The sequence below is a fragment of the Micromonospora sp. NPDC000089 genome, assembly GCF_042899365.1.
In the GTDB taxonomy this organism is placed as follows: Bacteria; Actinomycetota; Actinomycetes; order Mycobacteriales; family Micromonosporaceae; genus Micromonospora.
This window is the reverse complement of record NZ_JBIAZT010000004.1, coordinates 376667-398054: the sequence shown is the minus strand read 5'-3', so window position 1 is coordinate 398054 and position 21388 is coordinate 376667. Positions and strand designations below refer to the sequence as shown.

The window sequence follows — 21388 nt, the reverse complement described above, 5'->3', positions numbered from 1 at the left end:
GTGGGCGCCCCGGCCACCGTCGGGCGGAAACGCCGGCGAACCGCCGGGTGCCGGTGACCGGTACGGACGCCGAAGCGCGATGATGGGCGGGTGAAGATCCTGTCCATCCAGTCATCGGTCGCGTACGGCCACGTCGGCAACTCCGCTGCGGTGTTCCCTCTGCAGCGGCTCGGGCACGAGGTCTGGCCGGTGCTGACCGTGCACTTCTCCAACCACACGGGCTACGGCGCGTGGCGCGGGCCGCTGCTGGCGCCGGCCGACGTGGCCGAGGTGATCGCCGGCATCGGCGACCGCGGGGTGCTCGGTGACGCCGACGCGGTGCTCTCGGGTTACCAGGGCGACCCGGCGATGGGCGCGGTGATCCTCGACGCGGTGACGCAGGTCAAGGCTGCCAACCCGGACGCGGTGTACTGCTGCGACCCGGTGATGGGCGATGCCGGCCGCGGGATGTTCGTCCGCCCCGGCATCCCGGAGTACCTGCGCGACGTGGTCGTCCCGCGCGCCGACATCATCACCCCGAACCACTTCGAGCTGGATTTCCTCGCCGGCCGCGGCACGACCTCGCTGGCCGAGGTGCTGGCCGCGGTCGACGTGGTACGTGCCACCGGGCCGCGGCACGTGCTGGTCACCAGCGTGCTGCACGGCGACCTGCCCGACGGCTCGCTGGAGGTGGTGGCCGTCTCGGACGAGGGCGCCTGGGCGGTGACCACGCCGCTGCTGCCGATCAGCCCGAACGGCGGCGGCGACGTGACCGCGGCGCTGTACCTGGCGCACCTGCGCACCACCGGCTCCCCGGCGACGGCGCTGGAACGCACCATCGGCTCCGTCTTCGCCGTGCTGGAGGCCACCCTGGCCGCCGGCACCCGGGAACTGCAGCTGGTCGCCGCGCAGGACGCGATCGCCCGACCGCCGGCCACCTTCACCGCCCGCCGGCTGCGCTGACGGGGCCCCGGGCCGGCCGGGACGGCCGGCCCGGATGCTCCGCGTTCTACTGCTCCAGCGTCGGGTAGTCGATGTAGCCGCGCGGGCCCGGGGTGTAGAAGGTGCTCGGGTCGGGCTCGTTGAGCGGCGCGCCGATCTCCCAGCGACGGGGCAGGTCGGGGTTGGCCAGGAAGTTCCGGCCGACCGCCACGAGGTCGCCGAGGCCGCCGTCGAGGATCCGCTCGGCGTCCGGCCGGTTGGTCACCGAGCTGAAGCCGTCGTTGGCGATGAACGGGCCGCCGAACCGGCGCCGCAGGTCGACGATGAGCGGGCTCGCCGGGTCGGCCAGCGCGTGCAGGTAGGCCATCCCGAGCGGGGCGATCGCGTCGACCAGGGCGCCGTAGGTGGCGGCCACGTCGGCGGCGTCCTCCTCGAGCACGCCCTGGATGTTGTGCGCGGGCGAGATCCGGATGCCGACCTTGTCCGCGCCGATGGCGTCCGCCACCGCGCGGGTCACCTCGATCACCAGCCGGGCCCGGGCCTCCGGCGATCCGCCGTACCCGTCGGTGCGGGTGTTGCTCGACGGCGCCAGGAACTGGTGCAGCAGGTAGCCGTTGGCGGCGTGCAGCTCGACCCCGTCCAGCCCCGCCTCGACGGCGTTACGCGCGGCCTGGACGAACTCCTCGACGATGCCGGGCAGCTCGTCGGTGGAGAGCTCGCGCGGCACCGGGTACGGCCGCATGCCGTTCGGGGTGAAGATCTCCCCGGGCGCGGCGATGGCGCTGGGCGCGACGGACTCCAGCCCGTCCTTGTTGTCCGGGTGACCGATCCGGCCCACGTGCATCAGCTGCATGAAGATCTTTCCGCCGCCCGCGTGCACCGCGTCGGCGACGGCCCGCCAGCCCTCGATCTGCTCGGCGGAGTGGATGCCGGGAGTGTTGGCGTAGCCCTGGCCCACCGCGCTCGGCTGGGTGCCCTCGGTCACGATCAGGCCGGCCGAGGCGCGCTGGCCGTAGTAGGTCGCCGAGATGTCCTGCGGCACCTGGCCCGCGCCGGCGCGGTTGCGGGTCAGCGGCGCCATCACGATCCGGTTGGCCAGCTCCAGCTTGCCCACCGTCACCGGGCTGAACAGCGTTGTCATCGTCTCTCCGCTTCGTCGATCGGACGGACGTCTCGGATGCGGCGGCGTCCAGCCTCTGATCAACCCGGCTCGGCGGCGGGCGATTCCCCCGGCGCCGACGGACGTGGCGTACGTCTCCCCGACGCGCCGCCCCGGGTTGCCGACGCCGGGCCGGGGGAGTAGGCAGGAGTTTCACCTTCGTCGATCCAAGGGAGACGACGTGAGACTACGGGTCCTCGCCACCGCGACCATCGCCCTGACCACCCTGCTGTCCGCGCCCGCCGTCCCGGCCCGCGCCGCGCCGGCCGAGCCGGCGAAACAACCCACCGCCACCGGGTACGGCGGTGCCGTGTCCACGGTGGACGTCACCGCCACCGCGGTGGGGCTGGACGTGCTGCGGCACGGCGGCAACGCGGTCGACGCGGCCGTCGCCGCGGCGGCGACACTCGGCGTCACCGAACCCTTCTCGGCCGGCATCGGCGGTGGCGGGTTCCTGGTCTACTACGACGCGCGCACCGGGCGGGTGCACACCGTCGACGGCCGCGAGGCGGCACCGGCGTCGATGACCGCGACCAGCTTCGTCGACCCGACCACCGGGCAGCCCTACCCGTTCGACGCGGCCCGGATCAGCGGGCTCTCCGTCGGCGTCCCGGGCACGCTACGCACCTGGCAGGACGCGCTGGACCGGTGGGGCAGCCGGCCCCTGGGGCAGCTGCTGCGGCCGGCCGCGCGGATCGCCGAGGACGGCTTCGTGGTGGACGCCACCTTCGCCGACCAGGTCACCGCGAATCAGGCCGCGTTCGGGCAGTTCCGCTCCACCGGCGCGCTGTACCTGCCCGGCGGCCGGCCGCCGGCGGTGGGCAGCACCTTCCGCAACCCCGACCTCGCCGAGACCTACCGGCTGATCGCCCGGCGCGGCACCGACGTGTTCTACCGGGGCGAGGTCGGCCGGGACGTGGTCGACACCGTGCGGCGCCCACCGGTCGCGACGCCACCGGCCGGCTCGTGGCCGTACCCGATCAGGCCGGCCGGGATGACCGCGGCCGACCTCGCCGGGTACCGCACCCGCTTCCCCGCCCCGACCCGGTCGGACTACCGCGGCCTCGACGTGTACGGCATGACCACCCCGTCGAGCGGGGGCACCGCGGTCGGTGAGGCGCTCGACATCCTGGAACGGTTCGACCTGCGCGGGATGAGCCCGGCCCAGGCGATGCACCACTACCTGGAGGCCAGCGCGTTGGCGTTCGCCGACCGCAACCGGTACGTCGGCGACGGCACCCCCCGCGGCGTGCTCCGCGAGCTGCTCAGTGACGCGTACGCGAAGGAGCGGGCGTGCCTGATCGACCCGGCGGCGGCGCTGCCCAAGCCGGTCGCGCCGGGCGTCCCGGACGGCGCGTACGGCGGTTGCCCGGTGGCGCCGGCCGCCGACGTCCGGGACGACCGGACCGGCACCACCAACCTGACCGTGGCCGACCGGTGGGGCAACGTCGTCGAGTACACGCTGACCATCGAGGCGACCGGCGGCAACGGGATGGTCGTGCCCGGCCGCGGCTTCCTGCTCAACAACGAGCTGACCGACTTCAACTTCGCGCCCACCCAGGGCGCCGCGCCGGATCCGAACCTGCCGGCGCCGGGCAAGCGCCCGCGCAGTTCCATCGCGCCCACCATCGTGCTGGCCGGCGGCCGGCCGTTGCTGGCCGTCGGCTCACCGGGCGGCGCGACCATCATCACCACCGTCCTGCAGACGCTGGTGAACCGGATCGACCTCGGCATGTCCCTGCCGCAGGCGCTGGCGGCGCCGCGGGCGTCGCAGCGCAACGGCGCGACCACCCAGGCCGAGCCGGCGTTCGTCGCCGAGTACGCCGGCGGCCTCCCGCCGGGCCACACCTTCTCCGCCACCGCGGAGATCGGCGCCGCGACCGGGATCGAGTTCCTCCCGGACGGCCGGCTGCTGGCCGCGGCCGAGCCGGTGCGCCGCGGCGGCGGCGCGGCGGCCGTGGTCGGCCACCGGGGGCGCCACTGACGGTACGCGGACGTGGCGGCCCGGGTTCGTCCCGCGCCGCCACGCCGCGTCACCGCCCTCAGCGCAGCCCGGCGAAGAGGTCGTCCTCGGGCACCGGGGCACCGGTGGTGTCGCGCACCCGGACGAAGGTCTCCATGCCCATCAGCTCGGTGAACCGCTCCCGGCCCAGCTGCAGGAAGAAGATGTTCTCGGTCTGGCTGGCGTGGGTGGCCAGCGCGTCGAACTTCTGCTCGCCGTAGCCGGTGGTGTCCACCCAGGTGGTGATCTCGTCGTCCGGGAGGCCGAGCGGCGGGCCGGCCTCGTCCGGCTCGGTCCAGTCCACGCCGGCCTCCCGCAGCACCTCGCCGAACCGCTCGAACGCGGTGCGCGGCACGGTCGTCCAGTAGACCTTGGCCGGGACGTCGGTCGACGCGACGGCGGCCATGGTGATCCGGTGCGCCTGGATGTGGTCCGGGTGGCCGTAGAAGCCGTTCTCGTCGTAGGTGACCACCACGTCCGGCCGGTACCGCCGGATCAGCTCCGCCAGCCGCTCCGCGGCCTCCGCCACCGGGGTGGTCCAGAACGCGCCGGGCTGGTCGTTGGTCGCCCAGCCCATCATCCCGGAGTCGGCGTAGCCGAGCGTCTCCAGGTGGCTCACCTTCAGCACCGCGCAGCTCGCCTCCAGCTCCCGCTCGCGCATCGCCACCACGGCGGCCGGGTCGTGCCCGGGGTCGCCCGGCTTGACCCCGCCGGGGCCGTCGCCGCACCGCCCGTCCGTGCAGGTCACCAGCACCGTCGTGACGCCCTCGGCGGCGTACCGGGCGAGCACGCCACCGGTGCTGGTGGCCTCGTCGTCGGGGTGGGCGTGTACCGCCATCAAGGTGAGAGATCGCTCAGCCATGCCCTCACCCTACGAGGGCGTCGGTCGCCGCGCGTCCCGGTCTGGTCCTGCCCTGACGCCCCTCATTCACGGAAAGAGTGGCCATTCCCCGGGGAATGGCCACTCTTTCCGTGAAACCGCGTGGAAGGATCAGGGGTCAGTAGCGCAGGGTGCGGAGGTAGCGGTAGCCGATTTCGGCGGTGCGGCGCGGCGTGACGTCGGGGGTGTCGTTCTCGACGATGTACTCCAGCACCCGGTGGGCCCGGAAGATCCGCCGGAAGTCGATCATGCCGGTGCCCAGGTCGGCCATGTCGCCGTCGGCGGCGTGCCGGTCCTTGACGTGGTACTGCAGCACCCGCTGCCGCGCGCGGCGGATGACGTCGATCGCGAAGCCTTCCGGGTCGGCCACCCCGTCGCCGGAGTTGATGCCGCCGGTGACCACCCAGTAGAGGTCGACCTCCAGGTGCACCAGCTTCGGGTCGAGCTCCGCGGTGAGCACGTCCCACGGCCGCTTGCCGCCACCCAGATCGATGGTGAACTCGTGGGCGTGGTTGTGGTAGCCGTACCGCAGACCCGCCCGGCGGGCCGCGGCGGCCTCCGTGTTCATCTGCTCCGCCCAGCGCTTCCAGTCGTCGGTCTTCTCGGAGTACAGGTACGGCACCACCATGAACGACTGGCCCAGGATCCGGGCGTTGCGGATCTTCTCCGCCAGCGCGGCGGGGGTCTCGCTGATCCCGTCGTGGCTGGAGGTGGCCTTGATGCCGATGTCGTCGAAGAACCGGCGCAGCTGCTCGGCCGTACGCCCGAAGTAGCCGAGCGCCAGCTCAACCCGCGGGTAGCCGATCCGGGCGAGCTGCCGCAGCGTCTCGTCGTAGCCCGGCTGGCCGGACAGCGCGTCCCGCATGGTCCACAGCTGCATGCTGATCAGGCCCGGGGGAACGTGCCGGTGGCCGGGGTGCCGGTCGTGCGTGTCCTGCTTGTCGTGGGCGGCCGCACCGGTGCTGCCGAGGCCCGCGGCGAGCCCGACGCCGGCGACCGCCGCGGCCGAGCCGCGCAGCAGGCTCCGGCGATCCACCAGGGACCGGCGCAGCGCTGCCTCTCCGTCAAATCCGTAACACATGCTTACTCCCTGTCGGACGTCACGCGGTGGGGACCAGGACGACCTGGTCGCTGCCGCTGAGCGCGGGCAGGCCATCGCCGCCCGGGTCGGTGTAGGAGGCGACGAACACGCCGCTGAGGTTGTCGGTGCCCGGGTCGTGGCCGCCCGGCACGGTGGTCTGGATGGTGCCGCTGCAACCGCTGGCCGTGGTCTGCGGGTGCCCGTGGGTGTCGTGGCCCAGGATGTAGGTCACGGTGACCTTCGAGCAGTCCACCGGCTGGTCGTCGGTGACCTTGACCTCGAACTGCACGGTGTCGCCGAAGTGGAAGGTCTGGCCGTCGACCGGCTTGATCAGCTCGACCACCGGCGCCACGTTGCCGACCACGATCCGCACCGAGGCGGAGGCGGAGCGGCCCTTGCGGTCAGTGACCTTCAGGGTGGCGTCGTACGAGCCGTTCTCCCGGTAGGTGAACGTCGGGTTCACCGCCCGCGAGTCGACCTTGTCGTCGTCGTCGAGGTACCACTCGTACTTCAGCTTGTCACCGTCCGGGTCGGTGGTGCCGGCGCTGGAGAACGTGACGGTCAGCGGCGCGGTGCCGTTGGTCGGGGTGGCCGCGACCTTCGGGGTGGGGCTGTGGTTGCCGGTCCAGCCGATGTAGTCGATCCGGGACAGCTGCGCCTCGGGGTTCTCGCTGAAGTAGCCGTCGCCGTACTCAAGCATGTAGAGGGCGCCGTCCGGGCCGAACTCCATGTCCATCGGGTTGTCGGTGGTGATCGACGGCAGCACCGGCTCGATGCCGGTGACCCGGCCGCGGCGGTCCTCCTTGAACGCCTTGATGTAGTCGCGGGTCCACTCGTAGAACAGCGGCTTGCCGTTGTAGTACGCCGGCCAGCCGACGGCGGTGGCGCCACGGGTGTCCCGCTTGTCGTACTGGTAGGCGGGGCCGGCCATCGGGCCGATGCCGCCGGTGCCCAGCTCGGGGAACTGCGCCGACTCGCCGTACGTGTACCAGACCTCCGGCTGCTGCACCGGGGGCAGCTCACGCCTGCCCGTGTTGTGCGGCGAGTCGTTGCGCGGCTTGGCGCAGTTGAACGGCGCGCCCGAGGTCTTGGTGGCGAAGTCGTAGTCGACGTACGGCAGAGCCGCGGTGGAGCAGTACGGCCAGCCGTAGTTGCCCGGCTTGCGGACGGCGGCCCACTTGCCGTGCCCGGCCGGCCCGCGCTTCGGGTCTGCGGTCCGCGCGTCCGGCGAGTAGTCGGCGAAGTACAGCTCGTCGGTCGCCCGGTTCAGCTCGATCCGGAACGGGTTGCGCACGCCCATCACGTAGATCTCGGGACGGGTGTTCGGCGTGCCCTGCCGGAACAGGTTGCCCTTCGGGATGCTGTACCCGCCGTTGTCACCCGGCTTGATTCGCAGGATCTTGCCGCGCAGGTCGTTGGTGTTGGCGGCGCTGCGCTGGGCGTCGAACGCGGGGTTGCGGTCGGGCCGCTCGTCGATCGGGGTGTACCCGTCGGAGGAGAACGGGTTGGTGTCGTCGCCGGTGGACAGGTACAGGTTGCCCTTGGAGTCGAAGACGATGTCGCCGCCGACGTGGCAGCAGATGCCCCGGTCGACCGGCACCTGGAGGATCTTCTGCTCGGTGGTCAGGTCGAGCTTGTCCTTGACCAGCCGGAACCGGGACAGCTGCAGCGCGCCCTTGAACTTGGCGAAGTCGGTCGCGGTGCCGGTCTCCGGCGCGTCGCCCTCGTTGACGCCGGGGGTGGTCGGGTCGTCGACCGGGGTGTTTCCGGGCGGCGAGTAGTACAGGTAGACCCAGTTGTTGCCGCGCTTGCCGAAGTTCGGGTCGATCGCGACGTTCTGCAGGCCCTCCTCGTCGTGCCGGTAGACGTCGAGGGTGGCGGCCACGGTGTTGCGACCGGTCTTCGGGTTGTGCAGCCAGACCTCACCCGCCCGGGTCACGTGCAGCACCCGGTTGTCGGGGAGCACGGCGAGGTCCATCGGCTCGCCCGGGTTGTCGTTGAGGGTCACCTTCTGGAAGTTCGTGTCCGCCGGGGCAGCGGCTGCGGCCGCCGGGGCGCCGGTGGCGCCGGGCGCGGCCGTCGCGACGGTGGGCGTGGCGACGAGTGCGGCGGTCGTCAGGACCGCCACGGCGAGCGCGGAACGTTGTCTCAACTGGCTCTCCTTCGCTGGGGCTGATCGGAGCTGCCATATGTCCTTTGTGGACAGTGGTCGTACCCGGGCAGGGTCGTAACGCCCGTCGTCGGGGTGCGCGGCGTCGACGTCGCGTACGCGCCGGGCGGCGGGCGATGGGTCGGAACGGGTGTTGGGGGTGGACGGTGGGCCGGGCGCGACCGGCAGCCTCAGGCCGATCTGGTGGGGCGCTGCGCGGATGCTGGCCAGATCTGGAAGCCGGGCCTGGCGGGCCGGGCGGCTACCTGGCAGTTCACCTCGTCGTAACGCCTTGTCACGCGGCCGACGCTAACAAAATAGATAAGGATGTGTCCATAGCTTTTGCCGAACTAAGCTCGACTTTTCGCTGGGTGAACGAAAGTTGGGTCTGGATTGGCGTAACTCCGGGACGCCGGGTCCCGGACGCGCCGCGCGCCCGGGACCCGGCCGCCCGTCACCGGCGGACGACGGTGAAGCCACCCGGCAGCACCACCGCGGTCACGGCCGCGCCGGGTACCCGCGTGCCGGCCCGCCGCACGCCGTCGGCGTCGTAGGTCTCGACCAGCGCGGGGCCGGGGCCGGGCAGGGTGACCGTGGCCGTTCTGGGCGTGCGGGCGGCGCTGCGCAGCAGCGCCGTGGTCATCCCGGCGCCGGCGATGACGTACCGGGAGACCAGCGGCTCCACCATGACCGCGTCCACCACGGCGGGGCCGCCGGTCGCGACGGCCGTCAGGACGGTGCCGCCGGCCGGCAGCTCCGCCGGGCCGCTCGGGGTCACCGGAAGCAGCGCGCCGGGCGCCGGAGAGGCGCCCTGGGCGCCGACCCGCCCGTGCCGGACCGTGCCCAGCGGGTGGTCGCGCCCGCCGGCCACGGTGGACCACCGGGTGACCGCCGGGCTGCCCGGCCGCAGCTCGACCACCGGGAGCACCAGCCGGGGCTGGTCCGCCGCCGGCAGCCGCCACCGGGCCGCCGCGCCCGCCGGCAGCAGCGCGTACCCGCCGCCGCTGAACTGCGATTCGCCGGTCCACGCCGAGTCGGGGGTGACCACGCTCGCGCCGCCGGTCAGCGTCGCCTGCTCGGCCTCCACCGTGCTGGTGCCGACCCGCTCGGTGATCCGGCCCTGGTGGGCCAGCGCGGCCACGTCCGGCCGGGCGTCCAGCGCCAGCATGCTGAGCAGGCCGTGGATGGTGGACTCCGCGCCGGCGTTGCGGTTGACCGTGCCGTCACCGGCGATGCCGTCCACGGTGCGCCCGGTCGCCGGGTCGTACCCCGGCACCCCGGCCGCGTTGGCGCCGAAGTACCAGGCGGCCACCAGCCCGGCGAGCTGCCGGAAACCGGTGCGCCCGGTGGCGTCGGCCACCGCGAGCAGCGACTGCAGCCGCGAGTCCACCCCGTAGGCGATCTGCGAGCGGTCCACCCGGGTCGGCAGCCGGCCGTTGTCCGGGCCGCCGGAGGTGAGCAGCCACGGCGTGAAGACCGCCGAGTCGGTCACCGCCGGCCGCAGCAGCCGCCGCTCGCCGAGCACCTGCCCGGCGCGGGCCAGCGCGGCGGGCATCTGCGAGCCCCAGGCGTGCCAGACCGACCGGGACAGCGCCCAGGGGCGCACCGCCCCGAACGGCCACTCGCGGGCGTCGCCGTCGGCCAGCGCGGCGATGCCCTCGGCGAACCGGCGCAGCGCCCGCCGCGCCCGGTCGCCGCCGCCGGCCCGCAGGTATGCGGCCAGCCCCAGCACCGCCTCCGCGGTGGCGTCCGCGCCGTCCGCGATCAGCCACGCGGGCGCCCGCTCACCGTCGACGACCAGCCGGTCGCCGTACCGGACGAGCACCTGGCGCTCCAGCGCACCGACCGCGAGGTCGAGCCGGTCGCGCAGGAACGCCGCGAACCCCGGGTCGGCGGTGCGCCAGGCCGCGTACCCCTCGCCCAGCGCCCACACCGTGCGGGCCAGCCAGTACGACGGGCCGCTGTCGGACGGGTCGGGCAGCTCCTTCGGCTCGGCGCTCGGGTTCAGGGTGCCGTCCGGCTGCATCCAGAGCACCACGTTGCCCGCGTTCGGCCCGGTGGCGGTCTGCAGCCAGGTCAGCCCGCGCAGCAGGGCGTACGAGGCGTCCCGGCTGGTGGTGGCGCCGGTCTGCCGCCAGTGCCGCAGGTAGACCACGGCGGCCCGGGCGATGTCGTCGGCGTTGTAGGCGCCCTGCCCCCAGGTGTCGGTCTCCGGGTGGTACGTCCCGCCGCCCACCCGGCGGAAGGTGCCGTCCGGGTTCGGCTCGGCGTACGTCCACAGCACCCCGATCGTCGGCTCGGCGGCGAGCCGGTAGGTGGTGTGCCCGGCCTGCGCCGGCGGGGTGACCCGGTCGCGCAGGAAGTCCAGGTGGGACAGGTTGGTCAGCGGGCCGGTGGGGGTGGTGGTGGCGGGCGCGGCGCCGGCCGCGGCCGGCGCGAGCAGGGGAGTGGTCAGGGCGAGGCTGCTGCCCAGCAGGAGCGTTCGGCGTTGCATGGCGGTCTCCTCGGTCGGGACGGGTGACGGGAGTGCGCGGGCCGGTGGCGCGGGGCGGGACGGTGGACGGGTCAGGGGACGCGGTCGAGCCGGGCGACGCCGATCCTGCTGTCCGCCATCCCGTAGAAGACGAAGCGCACGCCGTCGACCTGCTCGACGGCGGTGGGGAAGACGACGTTGGGCACCACGCCGGCCCGCTCGTCGTCGGTGGCCGGGGCGAGGATCGGCTCGGCGGTGCGGGCCAGCACCCGGGCCGGGTCGGCCGGGTCCAGCAGCATCGCCCCGGCGGCGTACTCCACCCGCTGGGCGGCCGGGTCCCAGCCGGGCGGGGCGTAACCGGTCACCCCGTGGTGGATGAGCAGCCAGCCCTCCGGCACCCGTAGCGGCGGCGGCCCGGCCCCGATCTTCAACTCCTCGAACGGGAACGCGGAGAGCGCCACGCGGCGGTGGTGCCGGGGGCGAGCGAGCGCGCCGACGTCCGCGCGCGCCTCGTCCACCGGCACGTACGAGATCCAGATGCCCGGCCGCGGGTCGGTGGTGCCGGCCGGCAGGTGCACCCCCTCACCCGGCCGGAACCAGCCCAGGTCCCACATCGGCCGGTGCAGCATGGCGTAGCAGGGGCGGCCGTCCGGGCCGGGCACCGGCTCGGGGAAGAACACCGCGTCCTTGTTGGGGAACAGGTTGAGGTCGGTGTCCAGGTCGGGTTGGTAGCCGAACTGCACCGGCCCGAGCCGCCGCCAGGCCACCAGGTCGGTGGAGGTGGCCAGGGCCAGCCGCGGGCCGAGCGGCCCGTACGCGACGTAGGTCATCAGGTGCCGGCCCAGGTCGGGCAGCCAGGTGGTCCGCGGGTCCTCCACCCCGGCGTTGTGCAGGCCGCGTTCCCAGCCCTCGTCCGGGGCGAGCACCACGCCGCGCCGGCGCACCCCGACCGGCACCCCGTCGCGCAGCTCCACCTCGGCGAGCCCGACGCGGGAGACGTTGCCATCGGCGACCAGCCGGGGCAGCAGGTGCAGCCGGCCGTCCGGGGTGTGCCCGCTCGCCGGGTTGAGCACCCCGCCGGCCTCGAACGGCTCGCCCGGGTCGGGCTTCATCAGCACGCCCAGCCGGGTCAGCGTGTAGGGGACGGTGGTCGGATCGGATCGCATGGTCAGCCCTTCACCCCGGAACCGAGGTCGGTGGAGACGAAGTGTCGTTGGAAGGCCACGAACAGGCCCACGGCCGGTGCGGCCAGCACGCAGGCCCCGGCCAGCACGGCGCCGTACGGGTTGGCGGCCCGGGCCGCCACGTTGCTGATGTAGTTGGCCAGGGAGACCGCCAGCGGCTGCATGTCCGCCTGCTTGGTGATCAGGAACGGCCAGAGGAACTCGTTCCACGGCCCGATGAAGGTGAGCAGCACCGCGGTCAGCAGCGCCGGACGGACCAGCGGCAGGGCGACCGACCAGAGCAGCCGCAGCTCCCCGGCGCCGTCGATCCGGGCGGCGGCGAACAGCTCGTCCGGCAGCTGCAGGAAGAACTGCCGGAAGACGAAGACCGCGGTGGTGTTGATCGCGAACGGCAGGATCATTCCGAGGTACGAGTCGGCCAGCCCGTACCCGCGCACGATCAGCACGTACAGCGGGATCAGCAGCAGCTGGAAGGGGATCACCTGGACCAGCAGCACCAGGGCGAACAGCGTGCCCCGGCCGCGGAACCGCAGCCGGGCCAGCGCGTAGCCGGCGAGCACCCCGAACACCACCGTGCCGAGGATGACCCCGCCGGTGAAGACCCCCGAGTTGATCAGCGAGCCGACCAGGTCGACCCGGGAGTTGATGTCCCGGTAGTTGCCCAGGGTCAGCCCGGAGGTGGGGAACGCCCCGGCCACCGAGGTGTCCGGCTCGGCCTGCAGGCTGCCGATCAGCATGTAGTAGAAGGGAAAGAGGAACAGCAGGGCCCCGGCGAACAGCGCCGCGTAGCGCAGCAGCCCCGGCCACCGGGCGGTGGAGGTCGGTGTCACGTCAGTCCCTCTCGATCAGCCGGCGGTTGACGAACGAGATGATCAGGACCCCGATCACCAGCAGCACGCCGATGGCGGCGGCCACGTCCGGCTGGCCCTGCTGGATGCCGCGCTGGTACATCACCAGCACCGGCGAGGCGGACGCGCCGTTCGGCCCGCCGCCGCCGGTGAGCAGGTACGGCTCGGTGAACAGGTTGGCTCCGGTGATGGTGGCCAGGATGACCACCAGGGCGGTCGCCGGGCGTACCGCCGGCACGGTCACCGACCGGAACCGGCGCCACCACCCCGCGCCGTCCACCGACGCCGACTCGTAGAGCTCCTTCGGCACGTTCTGCAGCGCGGCCAGGTAGAGCAGGATGAAGAAGCCGAGCTGCTTCCAGACCACGAAGATCGCGATGACCGGCATCGCCAGGCGCTCGTTCACCAGCCAGGACGGGTCCGGTGCGAGCGGGCCGAGCACCGAGTTGACCAGGCCGCCGGAGTTGAACAGGAACAGCCACACCCCGACCACCGCGACGCTGGCGGTCACGTACGGCACGTAGAACGCGACCCGCAGGAACGTCCGGGCGTGCGCCACCCGGTTCAGCGCGACCGCGAGCAGCAGCGCCAGCACGGTGGTCAGCGGCACGTTGATGACCAGGAAGACGCCGATGTTGCCGAACGACTGGCGGACCGCCGGGTCGGCCAGCACCGCCCGGTAGTTGGCCAGCCCGACGAACGGCCGGTCCACCACCGCGCCGGGCGCGGCGAAGAAGTAGTCGTGGAAGCTCATCCAGACCGCGAAGCCGAGCGGGTAGGCGAACACCACCGCGATGAACACGGCGTACGGCGCGGCCAGCACCATGCCCACCGGCTGGCGGCCGAGCACCGCCGCCAGCCGGCCACGGTTCGCCGGCCGCGGCCCGCCGGCCGTCCGGGTCGCTCCGGGGGTACGGGCCGCGGGCCCGGTGGCCGGCCCGGCCCCGGTGCGGGCGGTGGACATCAGGACCCGGCGGCGAGCTGGTCGACCTTCTGCGCCGCGGCGGAGAAGGCGTCCGGCACCGGCTTCTTACCGAAGATCACCGACTCGGTGTACGCGTCGCGGAACGCCTGCCAGACGGCCACCGAGTTGGGCACGTTGGGCACCTCGACGGTGCGCGCGGCCTGCCCGGCGAAGGCCTGGTAGGCCGGGTTCTTGGTGAAGTAGTCGGGGTAGGCGGCGGCCAGGTCGGCGCGCAGCGGCATCTGGCCGGTCTTGGCCAGCAGCTGGCCGTCCTGCTCCTTGCTGGTGGCGAACTTCATGACGTCCCAGGCGGTGCCGCGGTTCTTGCAGGCGGAGTACATGGCGACGTTCTTGGCGTCGCTGAAGGTGCGGATCTGCTCGGCCGGCTTGCCGGTGGAGGTCGGCACTGGCACCGCGCCCCACTTCACCTTGCTGCCGTAGACCGAGATCGCCCACGGGCCGACGATGGCCATCGCCGCCTTGCCGTCGCCGAACGAGTCGCCGTTGTACTTCTCCTTCGGGGCGAGGCCCTCGGCGTACAGGGTCTTCCAGAACTCGGCGACCCGCTGGCCCTCCGGCGAGTTGAACGTGGCCTTGTTCTTGTCGACCAGCTGCTTGCCGTCGGTCTCGGCCGCGAACAGCGGATAGAAGTCGAACCAGGACTGGAAGAACTCGCTGGTCGGCGCCGGGTAGATGGCGGCCTGGGCGGCGCCCGAGGACTTGATCTTCCGGGCCGCGGTGAGGAACTCGTCGTAGGTGGCCAGCGCGGGCCGCTCCGGATCCAGGCCCGCCTTGGCGAAGATCGCCTTGTTGTAGAAGATCATCACCGGGTTGGACTTCCAGGGCAGCTGGTAGAACTTGCCGTCCGGCGACTTGTACTGCTCGGCTGTCGCGCCGGTGCGCTCGGTGACGTAGCCGGCGCCGCCGTCGAAGGAGTCCAGGGCGACCAGGCCGCCCTGCTTCTGGAACTGCGGCACGGCCGCCGGCGCGGTGTTGAAGATCAGGCAGGGCGCGTTGCCGGCGGTGATGGCGGCCCCGATCACCTCCTCCGAGCTGGTGCCCGCCGGGATCTCCTGGGCGGTGACCTTCTGGTCGGCGTGCTGCGCGTTCCACGCCTCGACCATCGCCGTGCCCCAGGCCAGCTCCTCCTTGTTGTTGGACAGCCAGATGTCGATCGGGCCGCGGGCGGCGTTGGCCGCCTCCGCGTCACCGCCGCCTCCGCTGCCGTCACAGCCGGCGGCGAGGACGAGGGTGGTGGCCAGCAGCAGGGCCGGGAGGGTGCGTTTCATGGTCGCTCCGATCGGGACGGTGGTGGCGGGCGGCGCCGCCGGGCGGGTGGTGCGGGTGGTGGTGCGGTGGAGGCGCGGACGACGAGCGGCGCGGGTGGCGTGGGAACGTCGGCCACCGGCTCGCCGTCGATGAGCCGCAGCAGGGCGAGCGCGGCCGCCCGACCCCACTCGAAGGGATCGGTGCGCACGGTGGTCAGCGGCGGGCTGACGTAGCCGGCCAGCTCGGCGTCGTCGAAGCCGGTGACCGAGAGCTGTGCGGGCACGTCGAGGCCGCGCTCGCGGGCGACGGCCAGCCCGGCGATGGCCATCAGGTCGTTGGCGTACACGATCGCGGTCGGCCGTTCGGCCGCCTCGAGCAGCGCGCGGGTGGCCTGCGCGCCACCGGCCGCCGAGAAGTCCGACTCCACGCACCGGTCGGCGGGCAGGCCGGCGTCCGTCAGCGCCCGCTCCCAGGCCTGCCGCCGGGACCGGCCGTGCAGGTAGTGGTCGGGCCCGGCCACGTGGGCGATCCGGCGGTGGCCGAGCGCGGCCAGGTGGGCGACCGCCGCGGCGATGCCCGGCCGGTCGTCGATCAGCAGGGCCGGCCACCGGGTGGGCGTATCCGGCCGGGCGATCGTCACCGCCGGCAGCCCGAGCCCTTCCAGCAGGGCCAGCCGCGGATCGGCCACCCGCAGGTCGAGCAGGAACACCCCGTCGACCCGCCCGTCGGCGGCCAGCCGCCGGTAGCTGGTCTCCTCCGCCGACTCCGGCACCACCTGCAGGACGAGGGCCAGCCCCCGGTCGGTCAGCGTCCGCTCCACCCCGGCGATGAAGGCGGGATAGAACGGGTCCGCGCCGAGCAGCTCCGGCGGGCGGGCGATGACCAGACCGACGGCGAAGGCGCGGGAGGCGGACAGGGCGCGGGCCCGGTGGCTCGGCTCCCAGCCCAGCGCGCGGGCGGCGGTGAGGATGCGCTCCCGGGTCTCGTCGGCCACCCCGGGCCGGCCGTTGAGCGCGAACGACACCAGACCCTTCGAGACGCCGGCCGCGCGGGCGACGTCGCGGATCGTCGGTCGGGCCGGACGGCTCATCGGCACCTCCTCGGCAAGGTCGATCCATCGAGCGACATGGTCGCTAAACCGGTTTAAGTCAGGAGGCTAGACCCGTTCCCGGAGGCCCACAACTTGAGGACGACGATCGATGTCGGCGCTCCCCGGCCAGGTCACCGCCCCGCCGGCCGGGTACCGCCGGACGCTCGCGCCGCCGGGCCGTCCGGCCGACGACCCCGGGTTGTGCCGGCCGCGTACGCTGCCCGCGATGAGCGGCCCCGCCCGGATCCTGGTGTACGGCGTGTACGGCGCCGGCAAGTCCACCCTCGCCGCCGAGCTGGCGCGCCGGCTGCGGCTGCCCTGGCACCCGGTCGACGAGCTGCTCTGGGAGCGGGGCTGGGTCGAGGTGCCGGTGGCCCTGCAGCGCGGCCGGATCGAGGAGATCTGCCGCCGCGACCGGTGGATCCTCGACGGGGCGTACCACGGGTGGCGGGACGTGCCGCTGGCCCGCGCCGACCTGGTGCTCGGCCTGGACTACCCGCGCTGGCGGTCGTACGGCCGGCTGTGGCGTCGTACCCTGCGCCGGCTGGTGACCGGGGAGGAGATCTGCAACGGCAACCGGGAGACGCTGGGCAGCGTACTGTCCCGCGACTCGATCCTGCTCTGGCACGTGACCGCGTTCGGCCGGGCCCGCCGGCGGATGCGGGCCTGGCAGGCGGACCCGGCCGGGCCGCCGGTGCTGCTGTTCCGCACCCCGGCCGAGCTGGAGCGCTGGCTCGCCACGCTGCCCCCGGCCTGAGCGCCGCCCGAGGTCCGTCGGGCCGCGTCCGGGTGCGGGTCGGTGCGGCCCGGGACAGGATGGGGCCATGACCGATCCCGCTGTCACCCCCACCGCCGTCCGCCGCGTCGTCGTCACCGGGGCCACCGGCAAACTCGGCCGGGCCGTGGTGGCGCACCTGCGCGGCGTCGGCCTCGACGTGCTCGCGGTGGACCGGGCCGCCGGCGGTGACCCGCGCGACGTCGCCGGCGAGTTCCTGCAGGTCGACCTGACCGACTACGGGCAGGTGGTGGAGGCGTTCGGCGGCGGCGCCGACGAGCACGCCGGCGGGGTGGACGCCGTGGTGCACCTGGCCGCGGTGCCGGCGCCCGGGCTGATGCCGAACGCGGTCACCTTCGCCAACAACTCGGCGGCCACCTACAACGTCTTCGCCGCGGCCCGGGCGACCGGGACCAGGCGGGTGGTGTGGGCGTCCAGCGAGACCGTGCTCGGGCTGCCGTTCGACACCCCGCCGCCGTACGTGCCGGTCGACGAGGAGTACCCGCCGCTTCCCGAGTCGACGTACTCGCTGAACAAGGCGCTGGAGGAGGAGATGGCGCGGCACTTCTGCCGGTGGGACCCGGAGCTGGTGATGGTGGGCCTGCGGTTCTCCAACGTGATGGCGGTCGAGGACTACGCGGACTTCCCGTCCTTCGACGCCGACCCGCGCTCGCGGCACTGGAACCTGTGGGGCTACATCGACGCCCGTGACGGGGCGCAGGCGGTCGAGCGGGCGCTCGGGTACGACCGGCCCGGCGCCGAGGTCTTCATCATCGCCAACGCCGACACGGTGATGAGCCGCTCCAGCGCCGACCTGATGGCCGAGGTCTTCCCGGACGTGCCGGTGCGGCGCGAGCTCGGCGAGCACGAGACCCTGCTCGGCATCGACAAGGCGCGGCGGCTGCTGGGCTACCAGCCCCGGCACTCGTGGCGGGACCACGTCGACCCCACCGGCCGCTGACCAGCGGGGACGGGTAAATCGGCTGCCGGCCGACGAATGCCGCGCTACCGAGCGGCGGAGACTGACCTCCCGACGAGCCGCCCCGCGCGACCGCGGGGCGGCTCGGCCTGGCCGGCGACGATCCGGCGCCGCTAGGGGCGTTCCACCCGGACGGGGTCGCCGCGGACCAGCTCGTCGTGGATCCGCCGGCGGTTGCCGCGCACCGCCCGATCCGCCGCCCGGTCCCCGTCGGCCAGCCGTCGTCGGATCAGCTCCAGCGCGATCCGCCGGTTCTGGCTGAACTGCCGCTCGGTGTCGACCACCACGACCGTCCCGCTCGGCCGATGGGTGGCCCGCACCGCCGTGCTGGCCTTGTTCCGGTGCTGGCCGCCGGGGCCGCCGGTACGGCAGCCGACCATTTCGACGTCCGCCTCCGCGAAGGACGTACGCGGGGTGTCGACCGCGCACCGCCGCGCGACGACGTACCAGTTCTTCCGGCCGGCGTCGGCGCGGTAGGGGCTGGGCGCCTGCCAGCACAGCGTGCCCGTCCACGAGTCGGCGAACGCCTCGGCGCCGACGCCGGCCACGGCTAGCAGCACCGACCGGTGGGTGCCCGGGCGGTCGCCGGGAACCGCCTCGACCCGTCGGACGGTCACGTTCCGCGTGGTGGCGTCGCGCTCCAGCCGCTGGACCAGTCGGGCCACCGCCCAGCAGCACTCCTGCGGGCCCCGCCCGGCCGACAGCAGCAGGTGGAGCGTCACGACCGGCCTCCGGGCCGGCGGCCACCCGGCGCCCGGTCCGCGGTCTTGTAGGTGACCAGCGGGACGGTGCTGGCGACCGCGGTGGCCAGGCCGTGCGTGACCAGATCGGCGATCACCTGGTCGATCCGCTTGTACGCCGTCGGCGCCTCTTCGAACAGCAGCTGCCGGTCGCCGCACACCACCACCGATCCGAGCGGGGTGCGCCGCAGCTGTTCGACGGTGTGCTTGGCCCGACCCCGGCGCAGCGCGTCGGCGCGGGACATCTTGCGGCCGGCGCCGTGCGCCACCGAGTGGTTGGCCGCCGGCCCGGCGTGCCCGGCCACCAGGTACGAGCGCGTGCCGCGGGTGCCGGCGACCAGGACGTCCCGGCCGTCGCCCGGCGCCGCGCCCTTGCGGTGCAGGTACGCCCCGTCTCGGCGCTCCACCAGGTTGTGGCTCAGGTCGACCACCGGCTCGGTGGGGCGGGCGCCGATGGCGTACGCCACCCGGGCGGCCAGCAACCGGCGGTTCGCCGCCGCCCAGCCCAGCGCGAGGTCGTGCCGGGCCAGGTAGTCGGCGGGGTCGACGGCCGGGCCGGCGCCGTGCCGCTCGGTGTGCGTGCGCAGGATCCGCTCGCCCAGGCCGCGGGAGCCACTGTGCACGATGAGCACGAGGTCGCCGGCGGTCAGGTCGAGCCGGACCGCGTGCGCAGGGTCCAGGACGTCGTCGATCCGGGCCAGCTCGACGAAGTGGTTGCCCCGGCCCACCGTGCCGAGGCCGTCGAGGTCGTCGCCCAGGGCGCCGGTGTCGACCACCGCCCAGGCCGGGTCGTCGGGCTCTGGGGTGCGGTCCAGGTCGGGGAACCGGCCGGCGAGCCGCTCCGGTACGGCCCGTTTCAGGTCGACCGGGAAGACCGCGATGCCGCAGCCGATATCGGACCCGACCAGGTGCGGGTAGAGCACGGTGGACGACATGGCCGCCCCGATCGGGGCGCCCTTGCCGGGGTGCAGGTCGGGCATGCCGGCGACGTGGACCATGCCGTCGAGGGCGGCCACCTGGTGGCACTGGTCGACGGCGTCGGACTCGATCCAGCTGCCGGGCGAGGCGAAGACGGTGACGGTGGCGGGGACGGACGGGGACGGGGAGTGCTGGGGAGACAAGGACGCTCTCTTCCGCGACGGGACTGCGAACGGCGGGGACGGACAGCGCGACAGCCCCGCACGGGCGCGGCTCGGCGCGACCGGGGGCTGAGGCTCTACTCCGGGAGACTCCGTCAGAACGTCATGCGGTCCACGGTGGCGTGTCGCGCTGCGGCGGACAACCGGTTTTCCGCCGTCCGGACCGCCGTCCGGACCGCCGTCCGGACCGCCGTCCGGCCACACCGTCGTCGGTGCCGGGTGTGTCGGCGGCACCCGGCCTCCGGACGGAACCGGTTGCGGCGACGGTGGCCCGGCCCCGGGACGGGACCGGGCCACCGTGGCTCAACCGGCCGTGCAGGTGGGCGTGCCGGCCGGGCCGACACCGTTGCCCTGGAAGCCGAACTCGGTGCTGGCGCCCGCGCCGAGCTGGCGGTTGTAGTCGACGTTGCGCAGGTCCACCGTCCCGGTGCTGCCGCTGGGCTGGGCGGACCAGGTGTTGGTGATGGTCGCGCCGGCGGGCAGCGCGATCCGTACCGTCCAGCCGTTCACCGGCGCCGCGCCGGCGGTCACCCGGACGGTTGCGACGAAGCCGCCGGTCCAGGAGTTCAGCGACACGCTGGCGGTGCAGCCGGCACCCGAGGGCGGCGGCGTGCTGGGCGGGGGCGTGGTCGGCGGCGGCGTGGTGGGCGGGGGCGTGGTGGTCGGCGGGGTGCTGGGGCCGCCGGCGTTCAGCGCGTTCAGCACGGCGGTGTACGCCGGCTTCCTGTTGCCGCCCCCGTCGAACAGCAGCGGGTTGTCGCCGTTGCGCCAGGAGTCGCTGTCCCGGACCCCCCACACCGTGATGCCGGTGCAGCGGGAGACCGCCAGGCAGGCCCGGGTGACCGCGCCGTACATGTTCGCCTGGTTGCCGCCCTGGGTGATGTCCAGCTCGGTGATCTGCACGTCCACGCCCAGGTCGGCGAAGCGCTGCAGGTTGGCCTGGTAGTCGCCGGGCAGCGAGGTGCCCAGGTGGGACTGGAAGCCGACGCAGTCGATCGGCACGCCGCGGGCCTTGAAGTCCCGCACCATGGTGTAGACGCCGGTGGACTTCGCGTTGATCCCGTCGGTGTTGTAGTCGTTGTAGCAGAGCTTGGCGCCCGGGTCGGCGGCCCGCGCGGTGCGGAACGCCACCTCGATCCAGTCGTTGCCGGTGCGCTGCAGGTTGGAGTCGCGGCGACCCCCGCTGCCGCCGTCGGCGAAGGCCTCGTTCACCACGTCCCAGGCGTAGATCTTGCCCCGGTAGTGGGTGGCCACCTGGGTGACGTGGTTCATCGCGGCGGTTCGCAGCGCGCTGCCGGACAGGCTCTGCGCCCAGCCGGGCTGCTGCGCGTGCCACAGCAGCGTGTGGCCACGGACCTTCATGCCGTGCGCCTGGGCGTGCGCGACGATCTGGTCGCCGCCGGTGTAGGTGAACCGACCCTGGGACGGCTCGGTGGCGTCCCACTTCATCTCGTTCTCCGGGGTGATCGCGGTGAATTCCCGGTCGAGGATGCTGGTCAGCCCGCTGTCGCTGAGTTTGAAGGCGGGCACCGCGGCGCCGTAGTAGCGGCCCGTCTCGGCGGCCGAGGCGCCCAGGGTGGTGCCGGCGCTGGCGGTGGAGGTCATCGCCAGGGTGGCCGCGAACACCGCGGCGGTCGCCGCGACCGGGACCAGGACGTGTCGGCGTCCGATCCGTCTTCCCGGCGCCTGCGGCTGGGGGATGTGTTCCATCGTGTGCCTCTCGGTGTGGTGGGGT

Annotated in this window: 17 protein-coding genes; 4 read left to right on the top strand and 13 right to left on the bottom strand. The window is 73.7% G+C overall.

The features are described 5' to 3' along the window. The first annotated feature begins 90 nt into the window (after positions 1-90). Positions 91-942 carry a pyridoxal kinase PdxY gene (gene pdxY / locus ACFY3U_RS11405; RefSeq protein ID WP_387198730.1) on the top strand — a complete coding sequence of 284 codons (852 nt, stop codon included), beginning with the start codon at positions 91-93 and terminating at the stop codon, positions 940-942. Between the two features lie 46 nt (positions 943-988). Here the strand turns inward: pdxY and ACFY3U_RS11400 are convergent, their stop codons facing one another. Continuing rightward, on the bottom strand, positions 989-2062 hold the full coding sequence (locus tag ACFY3U_RS11400) for an alkene reductase (RefSeq protein ID WP_387198727.1): 1074 nt from the start codon (positions 2060-2062) through the stop codon (positions 989-991). Positions 2063-2261: 199 nt separating this feature from the next. Here ACFY3U_RS11400 and ggt point away from each other — a divergent pair, with 199 nt between their 5' ends. Beyond that, entirely contained in the window at positions 2262-4064 is a 1803-nt protein-coding gene (ggt, locus tag ACFY3U_RS11395; protein ID WP_387198724.1) for a gamma-glutamyltransferase, read from the top strand. Positions 4065-4122: 58 nt separating this feature from the next. Here the strand turns inward: ggt and ACFY3U_RS11390 are convergent, their stop codons facing one another. The 9 genes from ACFY3U_RS11390 to ACFY3U_RS11350 form a co-directional block, all read right to left on the bottom strand. Beyond that, positions 4123-4944 carry a PIG-L family deacetylase gene (locus ACFY3U_RS11390; protein ID WP_387198721.1) on the bottom strand — a complete coding sequence of 274 codons (822 nt, stop codon included), beginning with the start codon at positions 4942-4944 and terminating at the stop codon, positions 4123-4125. 136 nt (positions 4945-5080) lie between these two features. Then, the gene (locus tag ACFY3U_RS11385; RefSeq protein ID WP_387198718.1) at positions 5081-6043 is read right to left on the bottom strand and encodes a sugar phosphate isomerase/epimerase family protein; all 963 of its coding nucleotides are present in this window, start codon (positions 6041-6043) and stop codon (positions 5081-5083) included. A gap of 19 nt (positions 6044-6062) precedes the next feature. Further along, a complete protein-coding gene (locus tag ACFY3U_RS11380) occupies positions 6063-8195 on the bottom strand; it encodes a PQQ-dependent sugar dehydrogenase (protein ID WP_387198715.1) in 2133 nt (710 codons plus the stop codon). Positions 8196-8646: 451 nt separating this feature from the next. After that, complete coding sequence (locus tag ACFY3U_RS11375) at positions 8647-10686, bottom strand: hypothetical protein (RefSeq protein WP_387198713.1); 2040 nt, start codon at positions 10684-10686, stop codon at positions 8647-8649. A 71-nt stretch (positions 10687-10757) separates the two neighbouring features. Beyond that, positions 10758-11831 (bottom strand): hypothetical protein, encoded by a 1074-nt coding sequence (locus tag ACFY3U_RS11370; RefSeq protein WP_387198708.1) that lies wholly within the window; start codon positions 11829-11831, stop codon positions 10758-10760. A gap of 2 nt (positions 11832-11833) precedes the next feature. Then, complete coding sequence (locus ACFY3U_RS11365; protein WP_387198705.1) at positions 11834-12679, bottom strand: carbohydrate ABC transporter permease; 846 nt, start codon at positions 12677-12679, stop codon at positions 11834-11836. A gap of 1 nt (position 12680) precedes the next feature. Next, positions 12681-13661, bottom strand: a complete 981-nt coding sequence (locus ACFY3U_RS11360; protein ID WP_387198703.1) for a carbohydrate ABC transporter permease — start codon at positions 13659-13661, stop codon at positions 12681-12683. Then, complete coding sequence (locus ACFY3U_RS11355; protein WP_387198700.1) at positions 13661-14950, bottom strand: extracellular solute-binding protein; 1290 nt, start codon at positions 14948-14950, stop codon at positions 13661-13663. Before ACFY3U_RS11355 ends, ACFY3U_RS11360 begins: the two co-directional genes overlap by 1 nt. Further along, positions 14947-16020: a LacI family DNA-binding transcriptional regulator gene (locus tag ACFY3U_RS11350; RefSeq protein ID WP_387198698.1), complete on the bottom strand. Its 1074-nt coding sequence runs from the start codon at positions 16018-16020 to the stop codon at positions 14947-14949. The genes ACFY3U_RS11355 and ACFY3U_RS11350 overlap by 4 nt, the downstream gene beginning before the upstream one ends. Positions 16021-16129: 109 nt before the next feature. Here ACFY3U_RS11350 and ACFY3U_RS11345 point away from each other — a divergent pair, with 109 nt between their 5' ends. Together ACFY3U_RS11345 and ACFY3U_RS11340 are read left to right on the top strand one after the other, a co-directional pair. Further along, positions 16130-16777 (top strand): adenylate kinase, encoded by a 648-nt coding sequence (locus ACFY3U_RS11345; RefSeq protein WP_387198695.1) that lies wholly within the window; start codon positions 16130-16132, stop codon positions 16775-16777. A gap of 67 nt (positions 16778-16844) precedes the next feature. Next, complete coding sequence (locus ACFY3U_RS11340; RefSeq protein WP_387198692.1) at positions 16845-17756, top strand: NAD-dependent epimerase/dehydratase family protein; 912 nt, start codon at positions 16845-16847, stop codon at positions 17754-17756. A gap of 131 nt (positions 17757-17887) precedes the next feature. On the opposite strand, the gene prfH is transcribed toward ACFY3U_RS11340, so the two are convergent. The 3 genes from prfH to ACFY3U_RS11325 form a co-directional block, all read right to left on the bottom strand. Beyond that, positions 17888-18496, bottom strand: a complete 609-nt coding sequence (prfH, locus tag ACFY3U_RS11335; RefSeq protein WP_387198689.1) for a peptide chain release factor H — start codon at positions 18494-18496, stop codon at positions 17888-17890. Continuing rightward, on the bottom strand, positions 18493-19635 hold the full coding sequence (locus ACFY3U_RS11330) for an RNA ligase RtcB family protein (protein WP_387198686.1): 1143 nt from the start codon (positions 19633-19635) through the stop codon (positions 18493-18495). The genes prfH and ACFY3U_RS11330 overlap by 4 nt, the downstream gene beginning before the upstream one ends. Before the next feature lie 321 nt (positions 19636-19956). Further along, on the bottom strand, positions 19957-21363 hold the full coding sequence (locus tag ACFY3U_RS11325; protein ID WP_387198684.1) for an endo-1,4-beta-xylanase: 1407 nt from the start codon (positions 21361-21363) through the stop codon (positions 19957-19959). Positions 21364-21388 lie beyond the last annotated feature (25 nt).